The organism is Pseudomonas sp. GW821-FHT07F01 (assembly GCF_059418825.1).
This window is the reverse complement of sequence record NZ_JBWKQO010000005.1, coordinates 335,867-362,724: the sequence shown is the minus strand read 5'-3', so window position 1 is coordinate 362,724 and position 26,858 is coordinate 335,867. Positions and strand designations below refer to the sequence as shown.

At 63.4% G+C, this 26,858-nt stretch carries 28 protein-coding genes; 17 read left to right on the top strand and 11 right to left on the bottom strand.

Features of this window, described 5'->3' with window-relative positions; genetic code table 11:
• The first annotated feature begins 185 nt into the window (after positions 1 to 185).
• The 9 genes from AC07R1_RS20010 (at position 186) to AC07R1_RS19970 (ending at position 7,950) form a co-directional block, all read left to right on the top strand.
• Positions 186 to 932, top strand: a complete 747-nt coding sequence (locus AC07R1_RS20010) for an amino acid ABC transporter permease (protein ID WP_011063126.1) — start codon at positions 186 to 188, stop codon at positions 930 to 932.
• The gene (locus tag AC07R1_RS20005; protein WP_011063127.1) at positions 932 to 1,603 is read left to right on the top strand and encodes an amino acid ABC transporter permease; all 672 of its coding nucleotides are present in this window, start codon (positions 932 to 934) and stop codon (positions 1,601 to 1,603) included. The genes AC07R1_RS20010 and AC07R1_RS20005 overlap by 1 nt, the downstream gene beginning before the upstream one ends.
• The gene (locus tag AC07R1_RS20000) at positions 1,600 to 2,334 is read left to right on the top strand and encodes an amino acid ABC transporter ATP-binding protein (RefSeq protein ID WP_011063128.1); all 735 of its coding nucleotides are present in this window, start codon (positions 1,600 to 1,602) and stop codon (positions 2,332 to 2,334) included. Before AC07R1_RS20005 ends, AC07R1_RS20000 begins: the two co-directional genes overlap by 4 nt.
• A 133-nt stretch (positions 2,335 to 2,467) precedes the next feature.
• Entirely contained in the window at positions 2,468 to 4,369 is a 1,902-nt protein-coding gene (gene aauS / locus AC07R1_RS19995) for a two-component sensor histidine kinase AauS (protein WP_495110875.1), read from the top strand.
• Positions 4,366 to 5,691 carry a two-component response regulator AauR gene (aauR, locus tag AC07R1_RS19990; protein WP_011063130.1) on the top strand — a complete coding sequence of 442 codons (1,326 nt, stop codon included), beginning with the start codon at positions 4,366 to 4,368 and terminating at the stop codon, positions 5,689 to 5,691. The genes aauS and aauR overlap by 4 nt, the downstream gene beginning before the upstream one ends.
• Before the next feature lie 27 nt (positions 5,692 to 5,718).
• A complete protein-coding gene (locus AC07R1_RS19985) occupies positions 5,719 to 6,048 on the top strand; it encodes a GlpM family protein (protein WP_169892259.1) in 330 nt (109 codons plus the stop codon).
• Between the two features lie 177 nt (positions 6,049 to 6,225).
• On the top strand, positions 6,226 to 7,146 hold the full coding sequence (locus AC07R1_RS19980; RefSeq protein WP_342400755.1) for an arginase family protein: 921 nt from the start codon (positions 6,226 to 6,228) through the stop codon (positions 7,144 to 7,146).
• The gene (locus AC07R1_RS19975) at positions 7,143 to 7,517 is read left to right on the top strand and encodes a DMT family transporter (protein ID WP_011063133.1); all 375 of its coding nucleotides are present in this window, start codon (positions 7,143 to 7,145) and stop codon (positions 7,515 to 7,517) included. Before AC07R1_RS19980 ends, AC07R1_RS19975 begins: the two co-directional genes overlap by 4 nt.
• Before the next feature lie 31 nt (positions 7,518 to 7,548).
• Complete coding sequence (locus tag AC07R1_RS19970) at positions 7,549 to 7,950, top strand: DMT family transporter (protein WP_011063134.1); 402 nt, start codon at positions 7,549 to 7,551, stop codon at positions 7,948 to 7,950.
• 106 nt (positions 7,951 to 8,056) lie between these two features.
• Here AC07R1_RS19970 and AC07R1_RS19965 read toward each other — a convergent pair whose 3' ends face one another.
• Positions 8,057 to 8,923, bottom strand: a complete 867-nt coding sequence (locus AC07R1_RS19965; RefSeq protein ID WP_368994527.1) for a fatty acid desaturase family protein — start codon at positions 8,921 to 8,923, stop codon at positions 8,057 to 8,059.
• Between the two features lie 102 nt (positions 8,924 to 9,025).
• Entirely contained in the window at positions 9,026 to 9,796 is a 771-nt protein-coding gene (locus AC07R1_RS19960; RefSeq protein WP_065365273.1) for a MipA/OmpV family protein, read from the bottom strand.
• A gap of 229 nt (positions 9,797 to 10,025) precedes the next feature.
• Here AC07R1_RS19960 and AC07R1_RS19955 point away from each other — a divergent pair, with 229 nt between their 5' ends.
• From AC07R1_RS19955 to AC07R1_RS19930, 6 genes are read left to right on the top strand one after another with little or no spacing between them, the layout of a single operon-like run.
• Positions 10,026 to 10,721 (top strand): HAD-IB family phosphatase, encoded by a 696-nt coding sequence (locus tag AC07R1_RS19955; protein ID WP_011063137.1) that lies wholly within the window; start codon positions 10,026 to 10,028, stop codon positions 10,719 to 10,721.
• Positions 10,714 to 12,108: an aspartate aminotransferase family protein gene (locus tag AC07R1_RS19950; RefSeq protein WP_011063138.1), complete on the top strand. Its 1,395-nt coding sequence runs from the start codon at positions 10,714 to 10,716 to the stop codon at positions 12,106 to 12,108. The genes AC07R1_RS19955 and AC07R1_RS19950 overlap by 8 nt, the downstream gene beginning before the upstream one ends.
• Positions 12,105 to 12,971, top strand: a complete 867-nt coding sequence (locus AC07R1_RS19945; RefSeq protein ID WP_041119697.1) for an alpha/beta hydrolase — start codon at positions 12,105 to 12,107, stop codon at positions 12,969 to 12,971. Before AC07R1_RS19950 ends, AC07R1_RS19945 begins: the two co-directional genes overlap by 4 nt.
• Positions 12,972 to 12,985: 14 nt before the next feature.
• On the top strand, positions 12,986 to 14,113 hold the full coding sequence (locus tag AC07R1_RS19940; protein WP_495110874.1) for a GNAT family N-acetyltransferase: 1,128 nt from the start codon (positions 12,986 to 12,988) through the stop codon (positions 14,111 to 14,113).
• Complete coding sequence (locus AC07R1_RS19935) at positions 14,110 to 15,882, top strand: sensor histidine kinase (protein ID WP_065365272.1); 1,773 nt, start codon at positions 14,110 to 14,112, stop codon at positions 15,880 to 15,882. Before AC07R1_RS19940 ends, AC07R1_RS19935 begins: the two co-directional genes overlap by 4 nt.
• Positions 15,872 to 17,269, top strand: coding sequence for a sigma-54-dependent transcriptional regulator (locus AC07R1_RS19930; RefSeq protein ID WP_015636832.1), 1,398 nt, complete (start codon positions 15,872 to 15,874; stop codon positions 17,267 to 17,269). The genes AC07R1_RS19935 and AC07R1_RS19930 overlap by 11 nt, the downstream gene beginning before the upstream one ends.
• A gap of 71 nt (positions 17,270 to 17,340) precedes the next feature.
• On the opposite strand, the gene AC07R1_RS19925 is transcribed toward AC07R1_RS19930, so the two are convergent.
• Positions 17,341 to 18,375 carry an alpha/beta fold hydrolase gene (locus AC07R1_RS19925; protein WP_015636833.1) on the bottom strand — a complete coding sequence of 345 codons (1,035 nt, stop codon included), beginning with the start codon at positions 18,373 to 18,375 and terminating at the stop codon, positions 17,341 to 17,343.
• A 289-nt stretch (positions 18,376 to 18,664) separates the two neighbouring features.
• On the opposite strand from AC07R1_RS19925, the gene metR reads away from it, so the two are divergent.
• Positions 18,665 to 19,582 (top strand): transcriptional regulator MetR, encoded by a 918-nt coding sequence (gene metR, locus AC07R1_RS19920; RefSeq protein WP_011063144.1) that lies wholly within the window; start codon positions 18,665 to 18,667, stop codon positions 19,580 to 19,582.
• A 46-nt stretch (positions 19,583 to 19,628) separates the two neighbouring features.
• On the opposite strand, the gene AC07R1_RS19915 is transcribed toward metR, so the two are convergent.
• The 8 genes from AC07R1_RS19915 to AC07R1_RS19880 form a co-directional block, all read right to left on the bottom strand.
• Positions 19,629 to 20,138 (bottom strand): GNAT family N-acetyltransferase, encoded by a 510-nt coding sequence (locus AC07R1_RS19915; protein WP_053159936.1) that lies wholly within the window; start codon positions 20,136 to 20,138, stop codon positions 19,629 to 19,631.
• 2 nt (positions 20,139 to 20,140) lie between these two features.
• On the bottom strand, positions 20,141 to 20,506 hold the full coding sequence (locus AC07R1_RS19910) for a nuclear transport factor 2 family protein (protein WP_019093123.1): 366 nt from the start codon (positions 20,504 to 20,506) through the stop codon (positions 20,141 to 20,143).
• Positions 20,507 to 20,521: 15 nt separating this feature from the next.
• On the bottom strand, positions 20,522 to 21,160 hold the full coding sequence (locus AC07R1_RS19905; RefSeq protein ID WP_011063147.1) for a LysE family translocator: 639 nt from the start codon (positions 21,158 to 21,160) through the stop codon (positions 20,522 to 20,524).
• Positions 21,161 to 21,185: 25 nt separating this feature from the next.
• Positions 21,186 to 21,620: an NUDIX hydrolase gene (locus AC07R1_RS19900; RefSeq protein ID WP_015636837.1), complete on the bottom strand. Its 435-nt coding sequence runs from the start codon at positions 21,618 to 21,620 to the stop codon at positions 21,186 to 21,188.
• A gap of 100 nt (positions 21,621 to 21,720) precedes the next feature.
• A complete protein-coding gene (gene nosR / locus AC07R1_RS19895; protein WP_015636838.1) occupies positions 21,721 to 23,067 on the bottom strand; it encodes a response regulator c-di-GMP phosphodiesterase, NosR family in 1,347 nt (448 codons plus the stop codon).
• A gap of 196 nt (positions 23,068 to 23,263) precedes the next feature.
• On the bottom strand, positions 23,264 to 23,533 hold the full coding sequence (locus tag AC07R1_RS19890) for a type B 50S ribosomal protein L31 (RefSeq protein WP_011063150.1): 270 nt from the start codon (positions 23,531 to 23,533) through the stop codon (positions 23,264 to 23,266).
• Between the two features lie 100 nt (positions 23,534 to 23,633).
• On the bottom strand, positions 23,634 to 24,959 hold the full coding sequence (locus tag AC07R1_RS19885; RefSeq protein ID WP_041119701.1) for an APC family permease: 1,326 nt from the start codon (positions 24,957 to 24,959) through the stop codon (positions 23,634 to 23,636).
• 96 nt (positions 24,960 to 25,055) lie between these two features.
• Positions 25,056 to 25,877: a carbon-nitrogen hydrolase family protein gene (locus tag AC07R1_RS19880; RefSeq protein WP_015636841.1), complete on the bottom strand. Its 822-nt coding sequence runs from the start codon at positions 25,875 to 25,877 to the stop codon at positions 25,056 to 25,058.
• A 93-nt stretch (positions 25,878 to 25,970) separates the two neighbouring features.
• Here AC07R1_RS19880 and AC07R1_RS19875 point away from each other — a divergent pair, with 93 nt between their 5' ends.
• A complete protein-coding gene (locus tag AC07R1_RS19875; RefSeq protein WP_011063153.1) occupies positions 25,971 to 26,771 on the top strand; it encodes a helix-turn-helix transcriptional regulator in 801 nt (266 codons plus the stop codon).
• The last annotated feature ends 87 nt before the right edge of the window (positions 26,772 to 26,858 follow it).

The following is a 26,858-nucleotide window of genomic DNA, read 5'->3' as shown; positions in this document are numbered from 1 at the left end:
ACTAACCTTATCTCCTGAAGGGGCCCTGCCCTTTCAGGAGTCTGTCACTACCTGCTGGCATTTTTTGGAAACACTCGAACCGGTGGTTGTCGAGCCGATCGTGTGTGCCTGATCGTCATGATCAGGCGGGAACGGACGTCCCCAGGCGGGTGCTTGTACATCGAACGATCTGAGGGGTAACCCTAATGAATTACAACTGGGACTGGGGCGTGTTCTTCAAGTCCACCGGCGTGGGCAGCGAGACCTATCTCGACTGGTTCATCTCCGGCCTGGGCTGGACCATCGCCATCGCCGTGGTGGCCTGGATCATCGCGCTGCTGCTGGGCTCGATCCTGGGCGTCATGCGCACCGTGCCGAACCGCCTGGTGTCGGGCATCGCCACCGTGTACGTGGAGATCTTCCGCAACGTGCCGCTGCTGGTACAGCTGTTCATCTGGTACTTCCTGGTGCCGGACCTGCTGCCGGAGAACCTCCAGGAGTGGTACAAGCAGGACCTCAACCCGACCACCTCGGCCTACCTGAGCGTTGTCGTGTGCCTGGGCCTGTTCACCGCCGCACGGGTTTGCGAACAGGTGCGTACCGGTATCCAGGCCCTGCCCCGTGGCCAGGAATCCGCCGCACGCGCCATGGGCTTCTCGCTGCCGCAGATCTACTGGAACGTGCTGCTGCCCCAGGCCTACCGGATCATCATTCCGCCGCTCACCTCGGAATTCCTCAACGTATTCAAGAACTCCTCCGTGGCGTCGCTGATCGGCTTGATGGAATTGCTGGCCCAGACCAAGCAGACCGCCGAGTTCTCGGCCAACCTGTTCGAAGCCTTCACCCTGGCTACCCTGATCTACTTCACCCTGAACATGAGCCTGATGCTGCTGATGCGCCTGGTGGAGAAGAAAGTTTCGGTCCCCGGCCTGATCTCCGTGGGAGGTAAATAATGGAATTCGACTTCTCGGGCATCATCCCGGCCATTCCCGGCCTGTGGAACGGCATGCTGATGACCCTCAAGCTGATGGTCATGGGTGTGGTCGGCGGGATCATCCTCGGTACCTTGCTGGCCTTGATGCGCTTGTCTCACAACAAGCTGCTGTCGAACCTGGCGGGCGCCTACGTCAACTACTTCCGCTCGATCCCGCTGCTGCTGGTGATCACCTGGTTCTACCTGGCGGTGCCTTTCGTGCTGCGCTGGATCACCGGCGAAGACACCCCGATCGGCGCATTCACCTCGTGCATCGTGGCCTTCATGATGTTCGAAGCGGCGTACTTCTGCGAAATCGTCCGTGCCGGCGTGCAGTCGATCCCCAAGGGCCAGATGGGCGCAGCCCAGGCACTGGGCATGAGCTATGGCCAGACCATGCGCCTGATCATCCTGCCCCAGGCGTTTCGCAAGATGACCCCGCTGCTGCTGCAGCAGAGCATCATCCTGTTCCAGGACACCTCCCTGGTGTACACCGTGGGCCTGGTGGATTTCCTCAACGCCTCGCGGTCCAGCGGCGACATCATCGGCCGCTCCAATGAATTCCTGATCATCGCTGGTCTGGTCTATTTCACAATCAGCTTTGCCGCCTCGCTGCTGGTCAAGCGTCTGCAAAAAAGGTTCGCCGTATGATCTCTATCAAGAACATCAACAAGTGGTATGGGGACTTCCAGGTGCTGACCGATTGCAGCACCGAGGTCAAGAAAGGTGAAGTGGTGGTGGTCTGCGGGCCGTCCGGCTCCGGCAAGTCGACCCTGATCAAGTGCGTCAACGCCCTGGAACCCTTCCAGAAAGGCGACATCGTGGTGGACGGCACTTCCATCGCCGACCCCAAGACCAACCTGCCGAAACTGCGTTCCCGCGTGGGCATGGTGTTCCAGCATTTCGAGCTGTTCCCGCACCTGACCATCACCGAGAACCTGACCATCGCGCAGATCAAGGTGCTGGGCCGCAGCAAGGAAGAGGCCACCAAGAAAGGCCTGCAACTGCTGGACCGCGTCGGCCTCGCCGCCCACGCCCACAAGCACCCGGGGCAACTCTCCGGTGGCCAGCAACAACGTGTGGCCATCGCCCGCGCCCTGGCCATGGACCCGATCGTCATGCTGTTCGACGAACCAACCTCGGCCCTGGACCCGGAAATGGTCAACGAAGTGCTGGACGTCATGGTGCAACTGGCCCATGAAGGCATGACCATGATGTGCGTGACCCACGAAATGGGCTTTGCCCGCAAAGTGGCGAACCGGGTGATCTTCATGGACAAGGGCCAGATCATCGAGGACTGCCAGAAAGAAGAGTTCTTCGGCGATATCAGCGCCCGCTCCGAACGTGCGCAGCACTTCCTCGAGAAGATCCTGCAGCACTAAAACCCGCGTTCCTGTAGGCGCCGGCTTGCCTGCGACGGGACGGTATCTGACTCCCCTATCGTCAGTGCCGCCCTGGTCGCCGGCAAGCCGGCTCCTACAGACACTGCGCAGTGGTTGACCCAAGGCATCTGTGATGAAATGCGACCCCACTCTCTATCGCGCCGCGCCGCCATCACTCGCCGTGAAACCCCGCCTGATCCGACATCTGTTCCTGCCGCCCCTGGTCATCCTGCTGATGATCGGCCTGGGCTACGTCGGGTTCTGGATCAACGAGCACAACGGCATCCGCACCCTCGGCGAAAATGGCCAGCGCCAGCTGGAGCTGCATGCCCGCGCCGTAGAAAGTGAGATCAGCAAGTACACCTATCTGCCGAGCCTGCTGGAACTGGAATCCAGTGTTTCCCAGCTGCTGGGCGATCCTTCGCCGGAACACCGGCAAACCGTCAATCAATACCTCGAAGGCCTGAACCGCCGCAGCCGCAGCCGGGCCATCTATGTCATGGACACCACGGGCCGGGTGGTGGCCACCAGCAACTGGCGTGACGTCGACAGCTACCTGGGCGAAGACCTGTCGTTCCGGGCCTATTACCAGAACGCCGTGCGCGGCCAGCCCGGGCGCTTCTACGGCATCGGCAGCACCAACGGCGAACCTGGCTACTACCTGGCCCATGGCCTGGAGGAACAAGGCAAGATCATCGGCGTGGCGGTGGTCAAGGTACGCCTGGAGGCCCTGGAGGAACGCTGGCAGCGTGCCCGCCTGGAAGCCTTCGTCAGCGACGAGAACGGCATCATCATCCTGTCCAGCGACCCGGCGCGCCGCCTCAAGTCGGTCCGCCCGCTCAGCGACGACACCAAGGAACGCCTGGCCCGCAGCCTGCAATATTACTGGTTCCCCCTCAACGAACTGGAACCCCTGGCCCGGGAACGCCTGGCCGAAGGCGTGGAAAAGCTGACCTTTCCGGCCAACACCGAGCTGGTGTCCGACGAGAAAGCCATCAGCTACCTGTCCCAGACCCGGCCCCTGAGCGATACCCCCTGGAACTTCACCCTGCTCACCCCGTTGCAGGACCTGCGCCGCGAAGCCATCAACCAGGGCATCCTGGTGGCGGTGGCCTTTGCCCTGGTGGCCTTTCTGCTGATCGCCTGGAACGAACGGCGCAAGGTCATCGCCACTCGCCTGGCCGCCCGTGAAGCCCTGCAGGAAGCCAACAGCCAGCTGGAACGGCGGATCACCGAACGCACCGCCGACCTGCGGGCCAGCAACGAACGGCTCAAGGGCCAGATCCGCGAACGCCGCCAGGCCGAGGAAACCCTGCGCCGCGCCCAGGACGAACTGGTCCAGGCCGGCAAGCTGGCGGCCATCGGCCAGATGTCCACCAGCATCGCCCACGAGCTGAACCAGCCCCTGGCGGCCTTGCGTACCTTGTCCGGCAACACCGTGCGCTTCCTCGAACGCGGCGCCCTGGACACCGCCAGCGCCAACCTCAAGACCATCAATGAACTGATCGACCGCATGGGCCGCATCACCGCCAGCCTGCGCTCCTTCGCCCGCCGTGGCGACGACCAGGGCCAGGCCAGCCTGGACAAGGCCGTTGACGCAGCCCTGCAAGTGCTCAATGCGCGCCTCGAACCCCTGCCCCTGCAACTGCACCGCGACTTCACCGAGCAGACCCTGCAGATCGACCAGACCCGCCTGGAGCAGATCCTGGTCAACCTGATCGGCAATGCCCTGGATGCCATGCAGGCCCAACCGGAGCCGCAACTGTGGCTGGAGGGCGAATTCAGCGAGGGCAAGTACCGCCTGCGGGTGCGCGACAACGGCCACGGCATCGATCTTGAAGCGCGCAAGCACCTGTTCGAACCCTTCTTCACCACCAAACCCGGCGAGCAGGGCCTGGGCCTCGGCCTGACCCTGTCCGCCAGCCTCGCCGCCGCCACCGGCGGCAGCCTGGGGGTGGAACACCCGGCAAGCGGCGGCACCGCCTTTGTCCTCAGCTTGCCCCTGGCAAGCCCCACTCAAGCCGAGCCGATATGAACAACGAGCTGACCGTGCTGATCGTCGAAGACGACCCCCATGTCCTGCTGGGTTGCCAACAGGCCCTGGCCCTGGAAGACATTCCCTGCATCGGTGTGGGCAGCGCCGAAGAAGCCCTGGCCCAGGTCGGTGAAAACTTTCCCGGCATCGTGGTCAGCGATATTCGCCTGCCGGGCATCGATGGCCTGGAACTGCTGAACCGCCTCAAGGCCCGGGACCGCAGCCTGCCGGTGGTGCTGATCACTGGCCACGGCGATATTTCCATGGCCGTGGGCGCCATGCAGAAAGGCGCCTACGACTTCATGGAAAAACCCTTCTCCCCCGAGCGCCTGGTGGATGTGGCCCGCCGCGCCCTGGAGCAACGGGGCCTGGCCCGGGAAGTGACCTCCCTGCGCCGCCAGCTGGCCGAACGCAGTTCCCTGGAAGGGCGGATCATCGGCCGCTCGCCGGCCATGCAGAACCTGCGGGAGCTGATCGCCAACGTTGCCGATACCTCGGCCAACGTGCTGATCGAGGGCGAAACCGGTACCGGCAAGGAACTGGTTGCCCGTTGCCTGCACGACTTCAGCCGGCGCCACCAGCAGCAGTTCGTCGCCCTGAACTGCGGCGGCCTGCCCGAGAACCTCTTCGAAAGCGAGATCTTCGGCCACGAGGCCAACGCCTTCACCGGCGCCGGCAAACGGCGCATCGGCAAGATCGAGCACGCCCACCAGGGCACGCTATTCCTCGACGAAGTGGAAAGCATGCCGATCAACCTGCAGATCAAGCTCTTGCGCGTGTTGCAGGAGCGTACCCTGGAGCGCCTCGGTTCCAACCAGAGCGTGGCCGTGGATTGCCGGGTGATCGCCGCCACCAAGTCGGACCTGGACGAAATGAGCCGGGCCAAGGAGTTTCGCAGCGACCTGTACTACCGCCTCAACGTGGTGACCCTGGAACTGCCGCCCCTGCGCGAACGCCGCGAAGACATCCTGCAGTTGTTCGAGCATTTCCTGCAGCAGTCGTCCCTGCGCTTTGACCGCGCGGTGCCGGAGCTGGACAACCAGACCCTGTCGACCCTCATGAGCCACGACTGGCCGGGCAACGTGCGCGAGTTGCGCAACGTCGCCGAACGCTTTGCCCTCGGCCTGCCGGCCTTCAAGAAGCCCGGCAGCAGTGTCGCCCAGGGGCTGGGCTTTGCCGAGGCGGTGGAAGCCTTCGAGCGCAACCTGCTCAACGATGCCTTGCAGCGCAGCGGCGGCAACCTGACCCAGGCCAGCCAGGAGCTGGGCATGGCCAAGACCACCCTGTTCGACAAGGTCAAGAAGTACGGCCTGAGCCACTAACCCAAGGCGCGAGTAACCATGGATCTATTGTTGAAGGCCGCCCTGGGCGCGGCGGTGGTGGTGATTCTGGCGGCCCTGGCCAAGACCCGGAACTACTACATCGCCGGCCTGGTGCCGCTGTTCCCGACCTTTGCCCTGATCGCCCACTACATCGTCGGCAAGGGCCGCTCCCTCGATGACCTGAAGACCACCATCCTGTTCGGCATGTGGTCGATCATTCCCTACTTCGTCTACCTGGCGACCCTGTATGTGATGGTCGACCGCCTGCGCCTGGAAGCTTCCCTGGCGGTAGCCGCCGTGGCCTGGCTGATCGCCGCGACGATCCTGGTCAGCGTCTGGGTGCGCCTGCACGCCTGAGCCCTGCCATTCCCGTAGGAGCGAGCTTGCTCGCCAAGCCTGCGCCGCGGTCTTTCGCCGGCAACCCGGCAACGACCCTGGCCCGACCCTTGCATTTACCCGGCAAAGCCCGCCCAGCCTGCGTTTCAGCCTGATCACGCAGTTTTCTGGAGGGCGCTGCCATGGGTAAAGAACACCTTGAATATCTTAGATCTCGACCACAGCCTGACCGCCCAGGAGCCGATCATCCGACGCCTGAACAGCGGCCAGGCTCGGCGTCTCGACCTGCTGGACCTGGGCCCCAAGCTGCGCCTGTGGTCCACCGAGCGCACCTACCGTCACTTCACCGAACGCCTGCGCCAGCGGCCTCGCCACAGCGGCCCGCAGCCGGAAATCTTCTTTGTCGGCTCCGGTGACTATCACCACCTGACCCCGGCCTTTCTCGGCGACCTGCAAGAGCCGGTGAGCCTGATCCACTTCGACAACCACCCGGACTGGGTGCGCCTGGCTCCGCGCCGGCATTGCGGCTCCTGGGTCAACCGGGCGCTGAAACTGCCGCACATCCAGCGCATCGTCACCCTCGGCCCCTGCAGCGAAGACCTGCACAACCCACAACTGCGCGGCGGCAACGTCGCCGCCCTCAAGCACGGCAAGCTGCAGCTGTTCCCCTGGCAGCACGCGCCGTCCAAGGTCTGGGGGCGGGTCGGCGACGGCGCCGGGCACCAGCAGCAGGAAAACCACCTGCATTGGCGCAACCTGGCGGAACTGGACTGGCAGGCCTTTCTCGAACAGATGATCGACAGCCTGCCCACCGAGGCGATCTGGATCACCATCGACAAGGATGTGCTGGCCAGCGAAGACGCCGCCACCAACTGGGACCAGGGCGGCATGCGCCTGACCCACCTGCTGCAGGCCCTGCGCACCCTGTCCGCGCGCAAGCGGATCCTGGGCATCGACGTCTGCGGCGAGTTCGCCCAGCCGGCCTTCAGCAACGCCTTCAAACGCTGGGAAGCCAAGTCCGACCAGCCTCCGGCCGAGCGCTGGAGCCAGGACGACCTGCTGCGCAACTCGGTGACCAATGAAGCCCTGATCTCGCTGTTCGAGGAGCTGTTCCCGTGACCCTGACCGTTGTTCTGCTGGTGGCCTTTTCCATTGTCCTGGACGTGGTCGGCCAACTCTGTTTCAAGCTCGGCCTGGACCGCCTGCCAGAGCTGGAAGGCGGTTTTCGCCTGAACGCTTTCTGGGGCCAGGTGTTCAACGCGCCCTTGCTGTGGTGCGGCATCGGCGCCTACGCCATCGAGTTCTTCGTCTGGCTCGAAGCCCTGTCCCGGGCGCCCCTGAGCCTGCTGTTCCCCGCGGCGGCCCTGGCCTATTGCGGCGTGGTACTGGCGGGCAAGGTGGTGCTGGGCGAGACCGTCAGCCGCCGTCGCTGGCTCGGCACCCTGGTGATCACCGCCGGGGTGATGCTGGTGTGCGTGGCCAGTACCTGAGCCTTGTTCAACGAATAGAAGGAAGCGTTTGATGAGTTCCAATACCTCCCACGGCTGGCTGCACGAGCGCCTGGGCACCATCGTGCTCTGGGCCCTGCTGATCGGTTTCGAAAGCGCCGGGCAGATCGCCACCAAGGTTGGCGGCGACCAGCTGGGCCAGATGGATTTCAACCTGCAATGGCTGGCGGCGGTCGCGGTCAACCCCGGGGTGCTGATGGCGATTGCCTGCTATATCGGCGCGTTTTTCGTGTGGATGCTGATCCTGCGGCGCAGCAGCCTGTCCCTGGCCTTCCCCTTGAGCTCCCTGGTATTCGTGGTGGTGCTGCTGGGCTCGTGGCTGGGCCTGGGCGAGCAGATCAGCCTGCTGCACTGGGTCGGCGTCTTTGTGATCATCGGCGGGATTGCCCTCTTGGCGGAGGGTGAAGAGGCCTGAGGGCCTCTTTGCTACAGCGAAGGGATGTTGTGCAGGAGCCGGCTTGCTGGCGAAGGCGATCTTGCCGGCCCCTTCGCTGGCAAGCCAGCTCCTACAGCCACGGGGTTTAGGCCTTGCGGTGGGCCACCAGGAAACCCAGGCCGTGGGACACCGGAATCACTTTCACCCCGGCAGCCCGTTGCTGCTCGCGGATCTCGCGGTGGAAAGCCTTGACCTTGGTCCAGTGCATCTTCGGCCGGTAGTGATGCTCGGCGTGGTAGCCGTTGTTCATCCAGATCAGGTTGTACAGCGGGCTATAGGAACTCACGCCCCAGGCAATCGGCAGGTCCGGATTGCCCCCCAGATGCTCGTAGTAGCCATTGAGCGACGACAGCGACTGCCCCAGGTACCAGAACGGCAGCAGCACCAGCACCGCATGCCAGTCATACAGCGCCAGGGCCAGATAGAACGCCACTGTGACGCCGATCTCCACTTTTACCCAACGTGCATCGTCAGGCCGTTTGCGCTGCATTTCCTGATAGATCTCCTTGGGGTCGTCGCGGAAAAAGCTCAGGAAGGTGTAGGCCCAGGGGTTGTCCGGCTGGCCATCCTTGCCATGCAGGTAGATGGAGAGCGGGTCGACGGTCTTGCCATTGGCGTCCGGCAGGTCGGAGTTGCCCCGGTGATGACGGTTGTGGATGTCGCGGTACAGGGTCTGGGAAAAACCTATGGTCACCGACAGCAGCAGGTCGAAGCCGCGGTTCATCCACCCGGGGGTGAAATAGGCGTTGTGGATCTGGTTATGGGAAATGCTGTTGATGCTCCACGACAGGCTGACCGCGTAGAGCAGCGCCGCCGGCAGGATGACCCACCAGGACAGGGCGTGGAAATCCAGCACCAACCACAGCACAAAGGCGAAATGCGCCAGGGCCATGGCAATCGGGATCAGGTCCCAGAGGGAATAGGCGAGTAGACGATAGGCAGGTCGAGCCATGAAGAACTTCCTGAGAAATTGAATTCATGGCGACCATTGCAAAGGCCAGACCAGTTTTTGCTGTAGCCGCCCCAGGCCGTGCTCAGGCCAGGGAGGCGCCCCTCAGAACTTGTAGCTGATGGCGGTCTGCACCTGCCCCTGGTTGACCTCGCCCTTGTCGCGGACGATGGTGCTGTCCGCGGCGGAATTGACCAGGCGCGTCCAGCTGGCACTGGCCACCAGCGCCCAGTTGTCCCCCAGGGGGAAGTGGAAATTCTGGCTCAGGGTGAAGTTCTGCATGCCACCGCTGGCGTTGTACTGGCCAATGCCGGAAGCGAGGGACTCCTTGGCGTCGACGCCGAAGAAGGTCTGGCTCTGGCGGCCATCGGCGAAGTGCAGGGTCAGGTTGTTGCTGCCAATGATGCCCAGGCCCAGCGGGTAGCCGATTTCACCCCCGACCTTGCCCAGCACCCCGCCCTGGCCCCCGGCCCCGCCCACCGCCTGGCCCACGGCGGCGAACAGCCGCCAGAAGTCCTCGGGAGCGTACTCGATGAAGGCGCCGATATCGGCCATGTCGCGAACATCCCGCAGGCCGCGCAGCGCACCGTCGGAATTACGCCCCTGCAGGTAGTTGATGTAGGGGCCGATGCTCAAGCCATTGCTCTTGAAGGCATCCCAGGTCAGACCATCGTCACCGCTCAGGCTGACATCTCCCCAATCCAGGTCCATGTACGGCAGCGGCACGGTGTCGTAGCTGCTGCCTGTGGGGTCATGGGGTTGATAGCCCAGGCCCAGGCCCAGTTCACCGGTGATGCCGGAGTCGGCCATGGCGCCACTGGCGAGGGTCAGGGAGAGCAGGCCGGCCAGTAAGGCGGGGGAAGAAAGCCTGGGCATGAATGAGTTTCCTTGTCTGAACATGCGCGCATCAATCATCAGAGCGGCCCTTGGGCGCAAGCACTGATGTTCTTTGTAGGGACCTACAAAAATTGTAGCCAGAACTCTACAAATCACCCTCTTTCCTCGCCAAGACCCCAGCCCCGCTGGGTTTTCGCCACTTGGCACAGTCCCTGCTCTACCCCTGCCACAAGCGCAAAGAGCGCTCTTATTCAACAGGTAACAGCAGATGATGCACTGGCATATCGTATGTGACTTCGACGGGACCATCTCCCGCGCCGACGTGATCGATAACGTTCTCCAACGCTTCGCCGACCCCAGCTGGGAAGGCATAGAGCAGGAATGGCTGGACGGTCACATCGGCTCCCGAGAATGCCTCAGCCGCCAACTGGCCCTGGTCAAGGCTTCGCCCGCCGAACTGCTGGGCTACTTCGACAGTGTCGAAATCGACCCCGACTTCCCCGACTTCGTCGATCACGTGATCGGCCTGGGCGCTTCCATCGAAGTGGTCAGCGACGGCATCGAGCAGGGCATCGCCCGCATCCTGGCACGCAACTACGTGACCCTGCTGCCGATCCTCGCCAACCGCCTGCGCCAGGTCGACCACAACAGCTGGCGCATCGACTTCCCCTACGCCAGCGACGCCTGCCGCGCCGCTTCCGGCAACTGCAAGTGCAAATCCACCCCGCGAGGCAAGCGCGTGCTGGTGATCGGCGACGGCCAGTCGGACATGTGCGTGGCTTCCACCGCCGACTTCGTGTTCGCCAAGGATCGCCTGGCCGACTACTGCGAACGCAACAAGATTCCCCATGCGCGGTTCGACTCCTTCGCCGAACTGCCAGCGCTGCTGGCCAAGCTGCCGAACAACGCCGCCAACGCGACCAACTTCTCTCTTGAAACCCAGGAACTCTTCCACCATGTCTGATATCCGCATCGCTACCGCAGAAGACCAGATCCTTCTGGAAAAAGAAGCCAAGTACTGCTCCTACGGCGATACCGTTCACTACATCGAACCACCGCGCATCTTCAGCCGCTGCGAAGGCTCCTACGTCTGGGACACCAGCGACCAGGCCTACCTCGACCTGCAGATGTGGTACTCGGCGGTGAACTTCGGCTACGCCAACCCACGCCTGAACAACGCCCTCAAGCAACAGATCGACACCCTGCCGCAGATCGCCAGCCAATACCTGCACAAAGGCAAGATCGAGCTGTCGGAAATGATCGCGGTCGACGCCAAGAAGAAGTTCGGCCTCGACGGCCGCGTGCACTTCAACGTCGGCGGTTCGCAGTCGGTGGAGGACTCGCTGAAAGTGGTGCGTAACGCCACCAACGGCAAGAGCCTGATGTTCGCCTTCGAAGGCGGCTACCACGGCCGTACCCTGGGCGCTTCGTCGATCACCTCCAGCTACCGCTACCGCCGCCGCTACGGCCACTTCGGCGAGCGTGCGCAGTTCATTCCATTCCCGTACCACTTCCGCGGCCCCAAAGGCATGACCAAGGAAGAGTACGGCAGCCACTGCGTGCAGCAGTTCGCCCGCCTGTTCGAAACCGAATACAACGGCGTCTGGGACCCGAAGGTCGGCCAGAGCGAATATGCCGCCTTCTATGTCGAGCCGATCCAGGGCACCGGCGGCTACGTGATCCCGCCGATGAACTTCTACAGCGAGCTCAAGCACGTGCTCGACCAGCACGGCATCCTGATGGTGGTCGACGAGATCCAGATGGGCTTCTACCGCACCGGCAAGCTGTGGTCGATCGAGCACTTCGACGTCAAGCCGGACGTGATCGTGTTCGGCAAGGCTCTGACCAACGGCCTCAACCCGCTGGGCGGCATCTGGGCCCGTGAAGAGCTGATCAACCCGGGCGTGTTCCCGCCAGGTTCGACCCACTCCACCTTCGCCTCCAACCCGCTGGGCACCGCCGTGGGCCTGGAAATGTTCAAGATGACCAGCGAGATCGACTACGGCGCGATGGTCATGGAGAAGGGCAAGTACTTCCTGGCCGGCCTGCAGGACCTGCAGAAGCGCTACCCGATCATCGGCGACGTCGACGGCCTGGGCCTGGCCCTGCGCTGCGAGATCTGCACCACCGACGGCTTCACCCCGGACAAGGCGACCCTGGACTACATGGTCGAGGAAGGCATGAAAGGCGACATCGAAATCAACGGCCAGCGCCTGGGCCTGATCCTCGATGTGGGCGGCTACTACAAGAACGTCATCACCCTGGCCCCGTCGCTGGAAATCAGCTACGCGGAAATCGACCTGGGCATCGCACTGCTGGATCGCCTGCTGGATCGGGCCATGAAGCGATGAGCAAGGCTGAGATCGATCTGGGCGAAGGCAGCGCCGGCTTCGTTCTCGGCACGGGTCCGGTCGGGGTCTTGTTGATCCACGGCCTGACCGGCACCCCGACGGAACTCCGTCGGGTGGCCCAGGGCCTGGCCAAGGACGGTACGTGCACGGTGTACGTACCGACCCTGCCCGGGCACTGCGGGGACAACAGCGACCTGCAGGCCACCGGCTGGCAGGACTGGTACGAGGGCGTGCGCAAGACCTTCGCCGATGTACAGCAGCGCCACGAGCAGGTGTTCGTGGGTGGCCTGTCCATGGGTGCGGTAATGTCCATGTACCTGGCCTCCGAGCATCCGGGACGGATCAGCGGCCTGCTGATGTACTCCACCACCCTGAAGTACGACGGCTGGAGCATCAACAAGCTGGCCTTCCTCACCCCGTTGCTGATGAAGATCCCCTTTGGCGTGCACATCTGCCGCTTCGAGGAAAAGCCACCCTACGGCATCAAGAACGAACGCCTGCGGGCCATCGTCGAGAAGCAGATGAAAGCCGGTGAAAGCAGCAATGCCGGGCTCCTGACCATGGAGGGCGTGACGGTGCGCGAATTGCACCGGATGAACGCCGTGGTCAAGAAACGCATGCCGTCGATCCTGACCCCGGCCCTGGTGCTGCACTCCAGTGAAGACGACATCACCAGTACCTGGAACGCCGACTACGTGGAGCGCAAGCTCGGCGGCCCGGTGACCAAGATCCTCCTCGACAACTGCTATCACATGATCACCGTGGACCTGCAGTACCAGCGGGTGATCGAGCTGAGCGCAGATTTCATCCAGCAGCGAGTGGTGGCACCTGCGGTGCGCGAAGACTACCGACAGCTGGCGTGACTTAAGGAAGAGACGTGATAACCGCCCAAGCCTTTTCAACCATCCAGGCCATCGATCGCAGCGCCTGGAATGACTGTTTCCCAGGGGCCCTGGAGGATTGGGACTATTACCTGGCCGTGGAAAAAGCCGCGATCGCCGATTTTCGCTGGCGCTACCTGGCGCTCTACGAGGGTTCGACCCTGGTGGCAGTGGCGCCGGCCTTCACCACCCAGTACCGGCTTGATACCACGGTCTCCGGGCTGGCCAAGCGCTTCACCGAACGCCTGGCACGCCAGTGGCCCGGGGCCCTGGAGCTGCGCCTGTACGCCATAGGCTCGCCTGTGGCCGAACAGTGCAATGCCGGCACCGCCAGCCATGTGCCTGCGCAACGCCGCCAGGAGCTGCTGGAGCAGTTGCTGCAACTGGCGCGACGCGATGCCGACAGCTTCGGCATCGGCCTGATGGCGGTCAAGGATGCGCCGAGCAACGACCGGCAATGGGCTGCCAGTTGCCTGGCCGCGGGGCTGCAAGCCATGCCGAGCCTGCCCACGGCGCTGCTGCCGGTGCCCTTTGCCTCGATCGACGCCTACCTGGGCACCCTGGGCAAATCCACCCGCAAGGACCTGCGCCGCAAACTCCGGACACCGGCGCCACGCATAGAATGGCGACGCCAGATCGACGACGTGCTGCCGGACATCATGCGCCTCTACGAGGCCACCCTGAATCGTAGCGACCTGCAGTTCGAACGCCTGCCGGCAGGCTACTTCACCGGCATCCTCGAGCAGTTGGGGGAACGCGCGGCCTGTGTCCTGTACTGGGTCGACGAGCAACTGGTGGCCTTCAACCTGGTGCTCATCGACCAGCATCGGCTGATCGACAAGTTCTTTGCCCACGACCTCAGTATCACCCGTGAGCACAATCTGTATTTCCGCAGTTGGCTGGCCAACGTCGACTACTGTATTCAGCAACGCATTCCCCTGTACGAGTGCGGCCAGGCCGGTTATGCCAGCAAGTTGCGCCTGGGTTGCCAGTTCACCGGTAACATGTTGTTTTTCCGGCATCGCAATCCCTTGCTCAATGCCCTGCTCAAACTGATAAAACGCTTTGTCCGCCCGGATCGCTCCGACCCCGCCATGGCTGCTGCAATAAGCGAAAGTACATGACCAGAAAAGATCGTCGCCCTCCTCGCCCCTTCGCCATTTCCCGCTGGAGCCTGCAACGCAAGCTGGTGCTGGCGTTCTGGCTGGTCAGTGTGATTCCCACCATGATCGCCGCGGAACTGGCGGCCACTACCCTGTCGGAAATCTTCGACAGCAACGTGCGGATCTGGCTGCAGGAGTCCACCAAGATCGTCGAGGACGAGATCACCGAAATCCTCCATGACAACGCGCGGATCGCCCAGCTGTTCCTGCGCTATACGCGCCCGCCCACGGACCGCAATGCGGCCAAGCATGACAAGCTCACCGCCGACATCGCCGATTCCATGGGCATCGACGTGGTGGCGCTGATCCGCAAGAACGATCACAAGGTGGTGTTCACCACTGCCGCCGATGACGTGGTGGGGCAGATCAGTACCGCCTCCAATGCCGTGCTGCAGACCATCCAGGTCGGCGGCGTGGCCACCGGGGCGGTGGTCTCGACGTTCCAGACCCAGCTCGACGGGGTCGACTACCAGTTGCTGATCGCCACCTACCTGGACGCCAGCTTCCTCACCAGCGTGGCCGACGTGCATTCCCTGGACCTGCGCCTGTACCTGGCCAAGGCCGATGACTTCTCGGAAATCTTCGCCACCCAGCGCTTCGAGGACCACCCGCCCCAGGTACCGCACAAGATCGAAGACATCCTGCGCGCCACCCGCCAGCCCACCGAGCAGTTCACCAGCCGCTACAGCGGCCTGTACCGGCCGATCTTCAACGACAGCGGCGACCTGGTGGGGGTGATCTTCAGCGGCCTGCTGCGCCATAGCAGCCTGGTGGGCCTGGTCAACCAGAGCAACCTGTTCATCCTGATCTTCCTGCTCAGCTCGGCAGCCTCGCTGTGCGTCGGCTGGCTGGTTTCCCAGCGCCTGACCCGACCGCTGCGGGGCCTGTCCAAGGGCGTGCAGGCGGTGATCGCCGGCGACTACCGCCAACGGGTGCCGGTGATCGGCGGCGACGAACTGGCGGAGCTGAGCAGCACCTTCAACCACATGACCGAGCGCCTGGGGGAACTGCAGCATCTGGAAGCCCAGTTGCGCCGCCGCGACCGCCTGCATGCCCTGGGCGAAGTGGCCATGGGCCTGGCCCACGAGATCCGCAACCCGCTGGGCATCATCAAGACCGCCACGCAGTTGCTGCACCGCCGGGCCAACCTGCCGGAAAACGACAAGCGCCACCTGGAATACGTGATCAGCGAGGTCAGCCGGATCAACGACCTGATCACCGAATTCCTCGATTTCGCCAAGCCCAGCGCGCCGATACGCGCCACCCAGCTGGCCCGCCCGCTGGTGGAGGAACTGCTGGGCTTCTGCACCCCGGAACTGGCCACCCACAACATCGACGCGCGGATCGACGACCAGGCCCCCGGCGCGACCATCCACGCCGATGCCCGGCAACTCAAGCAGGCCTGCCTCAACCTGATTCTCAACGCCATCGACGCCATGCCCGACGGCGGCCGCCTGACCCTGGGCATTTCCCAGCGCGACGACGAAACCATCATCAGCGTCAGCGACACCGGCCAGGGCATCGAGCCGGACATGCTGGAACGCATCTTCACCCCATTCGTCACCACCAAGGCCTCGGGCACCGGCCTGGGTTTGGCTAAAGTCTTCTCGATCATGGAAAGCCATGACGGCCATATCGAGTGCACCAGCGAAAAAGATGCTGGCGCCACCTTCAGCCTGTACATTCCGGCCAACGGTGAAGAAGACGACGAGGACAGTGATGACGCATAACCTGCTGGTGGTCGATGACGAGCCGAAACTCTGCGACCTGCTGTCCTCGGCCCTGAGCCAGAACGGCATCCAGGTATTCACCGCAGGCAACGGCCTGCACGCGCTCAAGGTGCTGGAGCAGGAAGACATCGACCTGGTGATCAGCGACTGGCGCATGCCCGGCATGGACGGGCCGCAGTTGCTGGGGGAAATCAAGCAGCGCTACCCGCAGTTGCCGGTGATCGTGATGACCGCCTACAGCACGGTGAAGAATGCCGTGCAGTCCATGCGCAACGGCGCCTACGACTACATCGCCAAACCCTTCGACATCGACGAACTGGACATCACCGTCAGCAAGGCCCTGCAGTTTCGCGACATCCTCAAAGACAACCAGCGCATGCGCGCCGAGCTCGCAGAGCATCAGCAGATCGACAGCCTGGTGGGCGACAGCCCGGCCTTCCGTCGGGTGCTGCAAGCCGTGGATTCGGTGCGCGAAAGCAACGCCACCATCCTCCTGACCGGGGAAAGCGGCACCGGCAAGGAAATGGTCGCCCGGGCCATCCACAAGCACGGCAACCGGGCCGACAAGCCCTTTGTCGCGGTCAATTGCGCGGCCATTCCCGAGGGCCTGCTGGAAAGCGAGATGTTCGGCCACCGCAAGGGCGCCTTCACCGGCGCCGTGGCGGACCGGGTCGGGCGTTTCCAGCAAGCCGACAAGGGCACCCTGTTCCTCGACGAAGTCGGCGACATGCCCCTGGCCCTGCAGGCCAAGATCCTGCGTGCCCTGCAGGAGCGGGTGATCGAGCCGGTGGGCGATCCACGGGAGCGCAAGGTGGATGTGCGGGTGATCGCCGCCACCAACAAGAACCTGCTGGAAGCGGTGGCCAACAAGGAATTTCGCGAAGACCTGTACTACCGCCTGAATGTATTCCCGATCCCCTTGCCGGCACTGCGCGAACGGGTCGAGGACATCGCCCTGCTGGCCCGGCACTTTGCCCACAGCCTGGGTGCCACCGCCGGCAAGCGCATCAGCGGCTTCAGCCCCGAAGCCCTGCAGGCCATGGCCAGCTACGCCTGGCCGGGGAATATCCGCGAACTGCAGAACTGCGTGGAGCGGGCCACCATCGTCGCCAGCGGCCAGGTCATCGAAGAAAAGGACCTGCCAGGGTATCTGTTCGGTCCCCAGGCGCAGGGCACAGAGAGCAGCGCAGCCATCAGTGTCGGCCCGCAAGTGCCCAGCGACCTGGAAGCGGCCCTGGCGGAAGTGGAAAAAGCCTACATTCTCGCCGCCCTGCAGCAGAGCAACGGTGTCCAGGCGGCAGCGGCGCAGTTGATCGGCATTTCCGAGCGCAGCTTCTGGTACCGGCTGAAGAAACTCGGCATCCAGGTGGACAAGATCGTTCGCTGAAACCGCAGCGCTTCATTCGCCGGCAAGCCGGCTCCTGCACCCAACCGCAAGAGCCGGCTTGCCGCGCTGCCCTAGAGGATGTTGCTGCTATCGAGCGGCTCGATCTGCGCCCAGTGGGAAGTGTCTTCCCGGTGGGTTTGCAGGTATGGCAGCACCGCCGCCAGCAGCGGCGCCTTGAAGGCTTCCTGGAACCGGTGGGCCAGCCCCGGAATCAACTTCAACTGGCTGCCCTGGATCTGCGCCGCCAGGTGCACGCCGTGCATCACCGGCAGCAACGGGTCGGCGGTGCCATGCACCACCAGGGTCGGCACCCGCAGTTGCTTGAGCAATGCCACCCGGCTCGGCTCGGCAAGAATCGCCATGATCTGGCGCTTGACCCCTTCCGGGTTGAACGCCCGGTCATAGGCCACCGCCGCCTGTTGCAACAGGACCTGGCGGTCATCGCTGACCTTCGGGCTGCCCAGGGCCGCCAGCAGGTCGGCCTGCTGCTCCAGCGCCGCTTCCCGGCTCGGTGCGTTGCGCCGCGAAAGCAGTTGCACCAGCGCCGCGTTCGGCGCCGGCAAACCTTCGGCCCCGGAACTGGTCATGATCAGCGTCAGGCTCTCGACCCGCCGCGGCTCCATGGCTGCCAGGTGCTGGGCGATCATCCCGCCCATGCTCGCCCCCAGCACGTGGAATTGCTCGATATGCAGGGCGTCCATCAGGCCCAGGGCGTCATCGGCCATGTCGGTCAGGGTGTAAGGCGCCGCCACCGGCAGGCCCAGCTTGTAGCGCAGCACTTCGAAGGTCAGGTTGGCGCTGGCCGGGGCCTGGCGCCAAGTGGACAGGCCGACATCGCGATTGTCGTAGCGGATCACCCGAAACCCTTGCTGACACAGGGCCACCACCACCTCATCCGGCCAGTGGATCAGTTGCCCGCCCAGGCCCATGACCAGTAGCAACGCCGGGTCGGAGGTGCGCCCAATGCTCTGGTAGGCCAGGCTCACCTGCGGCAGGTCGACCCGTTGGGTCGGGACATTGACATCGCAGCGCGCGGCCGCAAAACACAGCGGGCCGAGCAGCAGCCCGGCCAAGAGTAGAACAGTTGAAAGAAATCGTACCCGCATGAAAAACACCGAAACGCAGAACCCCAGTGGAGCGCGAGTCTGATGAACCTGGATGATTCGCGCTGCCACAGTTGCGTGACAATTTGATGAAGATTGCCCCAGCGGTACTTTTTCCGCGGCAAGGGTCGGCGCTTGCCCCCGGCACCCGGTGCACAACACACAGGCGCTGTCGCCCGTATCGGCAAAGATGCCCGCGAATCGATGAACGCGGGATGGTCGACAGGCCCGTCAACATGAGACAAACTCAACCTTTTCGATTTAACCACAAAATTTACTCATGGAGATCCTGGTGCTCGAAATCCGTCACCTGAAGACCCTGCACGCCTTGCGCGAAGCCGACAGCCTGGTGGAAGCCGCTGAACGCCTGCACCTGACCCAGTCCGCCTTGTCCCATCAGTTCAAGGAGCTGGAAGAGCGCCTGGGCATGCCGCTGTTCGTGCGCAAGACCAAGCCGGTGCGTTTCACCAGCGCCGGTCTGCGCCTGCTGCAACTGGCGGATGCGACCCTGCCCCTGCTGCGCGGCGCCGAACGCGACATTTCGCGGCTGGCCGGCGGCACTGCCGGGCGCCTGCACATGGCCATCGAATGCCACAGCTGCTTCCAGTGGCTGATGCCGACCATCGATCAGTTCCGCGACGCCTGGCCGGAAGTGGAGCTGGACCTGGCCTCCGGCTTCTCGTTCGCTCCGTTGCCAGCCCTGGCCCGGGGCGACCTGGACCTGGTGGTGACCTCCGACCCGCTGGAGCTGGCGGGTATCACCTACGTGCCGCTGTTCACCTACGAAGCCATGCTCGCGGTCGCCAACCAGCACCCGCTGGCAAGCAAGCCATACGTAGTCCCGGAAGACCTGCTGAGCGAAACCCTGATCACCTACCCGGTGGAACGCGACCGCCTGGACATCTTCACCCGCTTCCTGGAACCGGCGGACATCGAACCGGCCCAGGTACGGACTTCGGAGCTGACGGTGATGATGATGCAACTGGTGGCCAGCGGCCGGGGCGTGTGCGGGATGCCTCACTGGGCCCTGCACGAGTACAGCTCACGGGGTTATGTGAAGGCCAAGCGGCTCGGGGAAAAGGGCCTGTTCGCCACCCTGTACGCGGCGATTCGCGCCGACATGCTGGATGCGCCCTACATGCGCGACTTTTTGCTCACGGCCAAGGACACCTCGTTCTCGACCCTGGACGGGGTCAGCGCCGTACGCTGACCCCAAGCAGGCTTGCCCAGGAGCCGGCTTGCCGGCGAACCGGGGGTCAGCCTTCGACCGGCAATTGGCGCCACATGTGGATCTTGTCGAAATAGTCCTCGCCCACCCGCACTGCCTGGGGTTCCAGGCCGAACTGGACGAAGCCGCAGCGCTGGTACAGGGCCAGCGCCGCTTCATTGCCGGCCGTCACGGTCAACTGGATCAGGCGCAGCCCTTCGTATTCAGCCGCTTCGGCCAGCAGCCCCTGGACCAGGCGGTAGCCCAGCCCGCTGTTGCGCTGCGTGCCGGTGACATAGAGGCCGAACAGGGTCGCCTTGTGCCGGGCCTTCTCCCGCAGCTCGAAGGCCAGGCCGACGATCCCCAGCAACCGCCCTTCGGAAAACGCCCCCAGCAACAGGTCGAGCTCGCCGTCCAGGCGTGCGGCCCACCAGGCCAGAGGCAGTTTTTCCCGCTCTTTGACGCTGGAGGTGAACGCCTGGGGATGGCGCTCATAGGCCTCGAGCATCAAGGCCCGGTATTGCTCCACATCGTCAGGGGTCAGGCGCTGGATCTGCATGCTCAGTCGAGGGTCTTGTGTCCGGTAATGAATGAAGCGCATTTTATCTTGCCGCCCTGCACTTCATAAATGGCCACGGTTTCCAGGGTGCCGCTGCCGTCGGCGAAGGTGCGGCTGATCAGTTCGTGATCGACCACCACGTTGCCCATGACCGTACGCTGGATCAGCCGGGCATGCAGGTTGGGTTCCTGGAAACGCACCACGGCCCGAGCTCGTATTTCCTCGTGCCCCCTGGCCAGCAAGGTGGCCGGATGTTCGTATTGCCGGGCATCTACGGCATAAGTCGCCAGCCAGGCCTCCAGATCCTTGCGGTTGTAGGCCTGCAGTTGTGCTTCGACCACCGCTTGCGGGCTTGGAAAATCACTCATGCTGGCGCTCCTCGATCAGTTGACGCGACGCTGTTCGAACATCAGGCGCACGGCCAGCCCCGCCAGCACAAAGCCCATGAAATAACGCTGCACCGAGAGCCAGGTGGGGTTGCTGGCAAACCAGGAGGCGATACCGGCGGCAAACAGGGCGATCAGCAGGTTCACCGAGAAACTCACGCTGATCTGGGTCAGGCCCAGGATGATGCTCTGGGAGAACACCGAACCGTGCTCGGGGTGGATGAACTGCGGAAAGATCGACAGGTAGAACACCGCGATCTTGGGGTTCAGGGCGCTGGTCAGAAAGCCCATGGTCACCAGCTTGCGCGGCGAATCCGCCGGCAGCTGCTGGGCTTCGAAGGGCGAGCGCGCGCCAGGCTTGAGCGCCTGCCAGGCCAGCCACAGCAGGTACAGGGCGCCGGCCCACTTGAGCACCTCATAGGCCATGGGCACCGCCATGAACACAGCGGTCAGGCCCAGCGCGGCGGCGAACAGGTGGACAAAGAACCCCGCCACCACCCCCAATAACGACGTCACCCCAGCCTTGCGCCCCTGGCAGATCGAACGGGAAATCAGGTAGATCATGTTCGGCCCCGGGGTCAGCACCATCAGCAGGGAAGCAGCGGCGAAGATCAGGTAGTCGTGGAGTGGAATCATGGCAATCCTTGGCAATGGGAGGGGGTCAGGCGTGGCCCGCTCGGGCCTTGCGATAAAACGGCAAGATCAGATCGCGTGTCAACGGCGCAAGGAACAAATCTCCATCGCCGGCCGGGTCGATCCAGCGTACTTCCTCGATCTCTGCCGCCGGGGTCACCGGGCCATGGATATGGACCAGGAACACCTCGGCTTCCACCACATGCCCCGGCTCGTTGGCCGCCGGTGCCGAGAACTGTTGCAGGTAACGGGCCTGGGCCGGGTCGATGCGCAATCCCAGTTCTTCTTCCAGCTCACGGGCCAGGGCGTGCACCGGTTGTTCACCGGCTTCGATCTTGCCACCGGGCTGCATGAAGGCCTGGGTGCCGCGCTTGCGCACCAGGAGGGTCTGGCCGTCGGCACCGATCAGCAGGGCAGCGGCGATACGAATGATGGAGGGTGCAGCAACGGACGACAGCGACATGGGAATCCGGGAGCCTTGAGAATGAGGGCGCAAGGATCACATGCGCGGCGGCGGCTCGTCATCCGCCGCCGGCATTTTTCGATGTGACCGCCACCCGGCTTCAGGCCCTTGCCTGCTGTTCCTGGGGCAACTTGACGAACACGCTGTAGCGGGCGCCCTCCATGGTTTCAAAAGCGATCAGCTTGTCCACCAGCGGCAGGTTGAGCACCTTGCCGGCGTTGAGCAGCAGCATGCCGTTATCGGCATTCAGGTTGCGCGCCAGGATCATCCCCGCCGCCAGCTCCCGGGTACTCAGAACCTTCACCGAAGGGTCGCCCAGGGTCACGTCGCTGAGGTAGACCGCACACACCTGGATGAAACCTTCCACCAGGTCCGGGTCGTACAAGCGGCCGGCGTACTTGCGGATGAACACCAGGGCCTCGTCGCTGTTCATGTGCCGTTCCAGGATCAGCCCGCACTGCAACTCGATGAAGTCCACCGCCAGCTTGAGCAGCCGCGAGCCCAGGGGAATCGCGTCGCCCTTGAGGTGGTCGGGAAAACCGCTGCCGTCCCAGTGTTCCTGATGATGGCGGATCAGCCGCGCGGCGTCCTGCACCGGTTCCAGGGTCATCAGCAACGATTCGCTCTGCGCCGGATAGGCCCGATAACGCTCGCGCTGATGGTGATGCAGCAAATCCGCCGGGCTGGTCATCATGCTGTCGCTCCAGCTCAGCTTGCCGATGTTGTGCAACGCCGCGGCCATGGCCAGGTCACGCTGGGCGCCAGGGTCGATGCCCTGGACTTTGCAGTAGGCCCGCACCAGCTCGATGATCCGCCGGTTGGTCTGCTTGTCCGCGGGCAGGCGCTGGTTGACCAGCAGGGAAAACAGCTCGGCGCCAGTGGCGTAGCTGTGCTTGAGCTCCTCATAGGCCAGGTCGAGCATGTCGGCGGTCTGCTGCAGCTCCGAGGTGCGTGCCGCCACGCGTTTTTCCAGCAGCGTGTTGAGCGCCTTGAGCTCGGCATTCTGCTGCTGGGCCAGATCCTGCAGGCGCAGGCGCTCGCGCTCGGAGTGCTGATGCTCAAGGGCCTGGCGCAGGGCCAGCAGCAATTCCTGGTCATCCCAGGGCTTGCTCAGGTAACGGTAGATCTCCCCTTCGTTGATGGCCTTGGCAATCAATTTGAGGTCCGGGTCGCCGGTCAGCAGGATGCGGGTGGTGCTCGGGTACTGCTGATGGATACGCGCCAGCAGGGTCGGGCCATCCATCTGCGGCAGATGGGCGGCGCTGATCACCAGGTCCACCTCCCGGCTGGCCAGGAGCTGCAGGGCCTGGGTGGCATCGCGGGCGAAATGCAGCGTGTAGGGAAGCGGGCTGAGCAACTGCTGCAGGCGTTGCAGGATCACTTCCTGGCTATCGACCAGCAGAATCTCGGGTCGGCGTGTGACAGTGGCAACGTTTAGCTCACCCATGAGACACCTCGGGTCAACGTCGATGCACGTGTCCTTCATTGTTAGAGCTGGCAACGGTAATCCCTGTTGCCTGATTGAAGACTAGAAGAATTTCCAATCGAGATAGTGGCTTTTTAATACCATCGGTCCGCTGCGGCTGGGCCGCCAACCACCTTCAGCGAGTGTTGCGCAGTCGCAACACTCGCCGTGCACGCCGTCACTGGGCGGCTTTGGCGCCGGAACCGAAGGAAGCGAAACGCTTGTTGAAGCCGGCGATGCGGCCTTCGGACTGGGTCTTGCGCTGCTGGCCGGTGTACACCGGGTGCGAGGCGCTGGAAACGTCCAGCGCCACATAGGGGTAAGTCTTGCCGTCGCTGTAGGTGTGGCTGCGATCGGTATCGACGGTGGAGCCGATGAGGAAGTACACGTCGGCAGCGGTATCGTGGAAAAGCACGGTGCGGTAGTCAGGATGGATACCGGGTTTCATGAGGCCTCCTGGGCATCTGGGTGAGCTGGATGCGTTATACAATAACATATCCAAATCACCCAAACGAGAACCGATTGCAATAAGGAAACTGCCGACAGTTCTATGCCGCTTCCTGAAAATCCATTTCCGGAGGCTGGCGGGAGAAACCGCGAGTGAGGAAACCCAGGTACACCAGGCCAATAACCAGCCAGCTCGCCCCCAGGTAGATCGCCAGGTGATCGAGGCTGGACATCAGCCACAGATCGGCCGCCAGACCGATGAGGGGGAAGATCAGGAACAGGATCAGCTCCCGCAGGCCACGCTGCCGGGCCCCCACCCAGTAATGAAAGATCACCGACAGGTTGACCAGGCTGAAGGCCAGGAAGGCGCCGAAATTGATGAAGGATGTCGAGGTGGTGACATCCAGCTTCAATGCCAGCAACGCCACCACGGCGCACAGCAGGATGCTGTTGACCGGGGTACCGAAACGCCCGTGCAGGCTGCCGAAAAAGCGCTTGGGCAAGACCCCGTCGCGGCCCATGGCGAACAGCAGTCGCGAGCCGCTGGCCTGGGCCGAAAGCCCCGAGGCGAACTGACCGACAATCAGCCCGATCAGGAAGATCGAGACGAACAGGTCGCCGCCGATATTGCGCGCAATCTCGTAGGCCGCCGAATCCACATCGGCGAACTCGAAGGACGGATGGGCAACCTGGACGAAGTAGGACACCGCGACAAAGATCAGCCCGCCCACCAGGGTAATCAGCATGATCGCCCGGGGAATGGTCCGCCGTGGGTCGCGGGTTTCCTCGGTCAGGGTGCTGACCGCGTCAAAGCCCAGGAACGAATAACAGGCGATTGCCGCCCCGCTCATGATCAGCGGCAGGTGCATCTGCCCGTTGAAGAACGGTGCCAGGGTGAACAGCGGCCGCCCGGCCTCGCCACCAAGGTAGTGGATGCACAGGCCGACAAAGGCGATCAGCACCAGGAACTGCACCAGCATCAGCAGGCCGTTGATGCCGTTGGCCAGTTTCAGGCCAACGATATTGATCGCGCTGGTCACCCCGATGAAAGCCAGCACCCAGACCCACTGCGGTACACCGGGAAACGCCGAATGCAGGTAAGCGGCGCCGATCAGCCAGATGGCCATGGGCAGGAACAGGTAATCCAGCAGCACCGCCCAGCCGGCGATGAAACCCAGCTTGGGGCTGATGGCCTTGCGCACATAGCTGTAAGCCGAGCCGGCCACGGGAAACGCCGCGGCCATGCGCCCGTAGCTCATGGCGGTGAAGAACATCGCCACCAGCGCTGCCAGATAGGCTGCCGGCACCATGCCAGCGGTGGATTGGGCGAGGATGCCAAAGGTACCGAGGACAATGATCGGCGTCATGTAAGCGATACCGAACAGCACCACCGCGCCCAATGAAAGGGTGCGTTGCAAGCGAGCCATGAGCGAGTACTCCGCAATTATTAGATTTATGGCAGGACTGAAAAGAGTGCAGCAGGGGGTCTTTCTTATGGGATTGGCCGTCCGCGGACGGCCCTTTCAGCGGATCGGAATCAGCAGTTCACGCACGCCATCGCCGTGTTCGAGCACTTCGCCCGCAAGCTTCAGGCGCTGGTCTTCGAGGTAGCGGTAGTCCTGGCGCGCCACCTGCAGTTGCTTGAGATCCAGCTCGACCTTGAACTGACCTTCCTCGCGCCCGGCTTCGAACAGCAGGCTGCCCAGGGGGTCCACCAGGGCGCTGCCGCCGGCGAACAGCAGGCCGCCATCGCCTTCTTCCACTCGGTTGACCATTAGCGCGAACGCCTGGTTTTCCTGGGCCCGGGCCATGATCGCGGTACGGTGGGTGGGCCCGTAGGGGTCCATGTTGCCATTGGTCACGATCAGCAGTTCGGCGCCCAGTTGCGCCAGGGCCCGGGCGCTTTCGGGGAACTCGATGTCGTAGCAGATCAGCAGGCCGACCCGCACACCGTTCCACAGGCAGGTGGCGTAGCGGTCACCGGGGGTGAACACACCGCGGTCGGACGCCCACAGGTGGGTCTTGCGATAACGCAGGGCGATGCCCTCGGGGGTAATCAGCAAAGTGGTGTTATAGAATCGGCCGTCGTCGTTTTCGGCCATGCCGATCACCACCGCGATATTGCGCGCCCGGGCGGCCTGGATCACGGCCTGCACGGTGGGGCCATCCAGCGGCTCGGCCACGGCGGCCACGGTCTCGGCGCTGGGGAAACCCATCAGATGGGTTTCTGGAAACACGATCAACCGGGTATCGGCGGCGCAGGCGGCAATGGCCGCCAGGGCCCGTTCCAGGTTGTAAGCTGTGGCGTTATCACGGCCCGCCAACTGGGCCAGTTCAACCTTCATGGGTATTCCTTGTTCTTTGGCTGTGCCGCAGTATGCGCAGCAGCAACCGGCCCGCAAATCACGCAGCCGGGGTAACCCGATAGGGGTAGATGCATGACATTGTCGCTGGATGACATCGCCTGGCACCGCTCGGTGGGGCAGATGATCGAAGCCCTGGACCAGGCCAGTTTCTGGCCCCAGCTGGTGCGCCTGCTGGAGCAGTACGTGAGTTTCGACAGCTGGGTGGCGCTGCTGTTTTGCAGTGAGCGCAAACCCCTGGTGTTCGCCGAATGCCCGGGGGAGGACGGCAGCCCCGACCAGTTGTTCCAGGACTACCTCAACGGCCTGTACCTGCTCGACCCCTTCTACGTTGCCAGCCGCGAACAATCGCGCAGCGGCCTGTTGCGCCTGGCGGAAGTGGCCCCGGAACACTTCCAGCTGACCGAGTACTACCAACGCTACTTTCGTCTGAATGTGGTGGCCGATGAGATCCAGTTCAATTGCCAGCTGGCGGACGGCCGCACCCTGTGCCTGTCCCTGGGTTCGCGACAACGCTTCGCCCCACCCCAGATCGCCCTGCTGTCACTGATCGAGCCCTGGGTGGTGGCCTTGCTGCGCCAGCGCCTGCCCCACGAAAGCATTGAGCAAGACAACCCAGCGCAATTGCATCCAATGCCCGATTGGCGCAGCCAGCTGGACCACTCCATGCAACAACTGCGGGGCGCACAACTCACCGCCCGGGAGCTGGATGTGGGGCGCCTGATGCTCAGCGGTTGCTCCAACAAGGAGATCGCTCGTAAGCTGGAAATCTCCGCCGAAACCGTGAAAGTTCATAAAAAGCACATCTACAGCAAGCTGGGCATCAAATCCCAGTCCGAGCTGTTTTCGATTTTTCTCCAGGCGCAAAGCGCCTGATACCCCTTCAGGGCCGCCCCGGCAGCCCCACACAACAATAAGATCTTGTGCACCCATAAGAATGAGTACTGATAAACGACCTTAATG

What these genes read in the sequence shown, in the direction of transcription:
- AC07R1_RS20010 (WP_011063126.1), top strand. Translation starts at nt 186, where the DNA reads ATGAATTACAACTGGGACTGGGGCGTGTTCTTCAAGTCCACCGGCGTG.
- AC07R1_RS20005 (WP_011063127.1), top strand. Translation starts at nt 932, where the DNA reads ATGGAATTCGACTTCTCGGGCATCATCCCGGCCATTCCCGGCCTGTGG.
- AC07R1_RS20000 (WP_011063128.1), top strand. Translation starts at nt 1,600, where the DNA reads ATGATCTCTATCAAGAACATCAACAAGTGGTATGGGGACTTCCAGGTG.
- aauS (WP_495110875.1), top strand. Translation starts at nt 2,468, where the DNA reads ATGAAATGCGACCCCACTCTCTATCGCGCCGCGCCGCCATCACTCGCC.
- aauR (WP_011063130.1), top strand. Translation starts at nt 4,366, where the DNA reads ATGAACAACGAGCTGACCGTGCTGATCGTCGAAGACGACCCCCATGTC.
- AC07R1_RS19970 (WP_011063134.1), top strand. Translation starts at nt 7,549, where the DNA reads ATGAGTTCCAATACCTCCCACGGCTGGCTGCACGAGCGCCTGGGCACC.
- AC07R1_RS19965 (WP_368994527.1), bottom strand. Translation starts at nt 8,923, where the DNA reads ATGGCTCGACCTGCCTATCGTCTACTCGCCTATTCCCTCTGGGACCTG.
- AC07R1_RS19960 (WP_065365273.1), bottom strand. Translation starts at nt 9,796, where the DNA reads ATGCCCAGGCTTTCTTCCCCCGCCTTACTGGCCGGCCTGCTCTCCCTG.
- AC07R1_RS19955 (WP_011063137.1), top strand. Translation starts at nt 10,026, where the DNA reads ATGATGCACTGGCATATCGTATGTGACTTCGACGGGACCATCTCCCGC.
- AC07R1_RS19950 (WP_011063138.1), top strand. Translation starts at nt 10,714, where the DNA reads ATGTCTGATATCCGCATCGCTACCGCAGAAGACCAGATCCTTCTGGAA.
- AC07R1_RS19945 (WP_041119697.1), top strand. Translation starts at nt 12,105, where the DNA reads ATGAGCAAGGCTGAGATCGATCTGGGCGAAGGCAGCGCCGGCTTCGTT.
- AC07R1_RS19935 (WP_065365272.1), top strand. Translation starts at nt 14,110, where the DNA reads ATGACCAGAAAAGATCGTCGCCCTCCTCGCCCCTTCGCCATTTCCCGC.
- AC07R1_RS19930 (WP_015636832.1), top strand. Translation starts at nt 15,872, where the DNA reads ATGACGCATAACCTGCTGGTGGTCGATGACGAGCCGAAACTCTGCGAC.
- AC07R1_RS19925 (WP_015636833.1), bottom strand. Translation starts at nt 18,375, where the DNA reads ATGCGGGTACGATTTCTTTCAACTGTTCTACTCTTGGCCGGGCTGCTG.
- AC07R1_RS19915 (WP_053159936.1), bottom strand. Translation starts at nt 20,138, where the DNA reads ATGCAGATCCAGCGCCTGACCCCTGACGATGTGGAGCAATACCGGGCC.
- AC07R1_RS19910 (WP_019093123.1), bottom strand. Translation starts at nt 20,506, where the DNA reads ATGAGTGATTTTCCAAGCCCGCAAGCGGTGGTCGAAGCACAACTGCAG.
- AC07R1_RS19905 (WP_011063147.1), bottom strand. Translation starts at nt 21,160, where the DNA reads ATGATTCCACTCCACGACTACCTGATCTTCGCCGCTGCTTCCCTGCTG.
- AC07R1_RS19900 (WP_015636837.1), bottom strand. Translation starts at nt 21,620, where the DNA reads ATGTCGCTGTCGTCCGTTGCTGCACCCTCCATCATTCGTATCGCCGCT.
- nosR (WP_015636838.1), bottom strand. Translation starts at nt 23,067, where the DNA reads ATGGGTGAGCTAAACGTTGCCACTGTCACACGCCGACCCGAGATTCTG.
- AC07R1_RS19890 (WP_011063150.1), bottom strand. Translation starts at nt 23,533, where the DNA reads ATGAAACCCGGTATCCATCCTGACTACCGCACCGTGCTTTTCCACGAT.
- AC07R1_RS19885 (WP_041119701.1), bottom strand. Translation starts at nt 24,959, where the DNA reads ATGGCTCGCTTGCAACGCACCCTTTCATTGGGCGCGGTGGTGCTGTTC.
- AC07R1_RS19880 (WP_015636841.1), bottom strand. Translation starts at nt 25,877, where the DNA reads ATGAAGGTTGAACTGGCCCAGTTGGCGGGCCGTGATAACGCCACAGCT.
- AC07R1_RS19875 (WP_011063153.1), top strand. Translation starts at nt 25,971, where the DNA reads ATGACATTGTCGCTGGATGACATCGCCTGGCACCGCTCGGTGGGGCAG.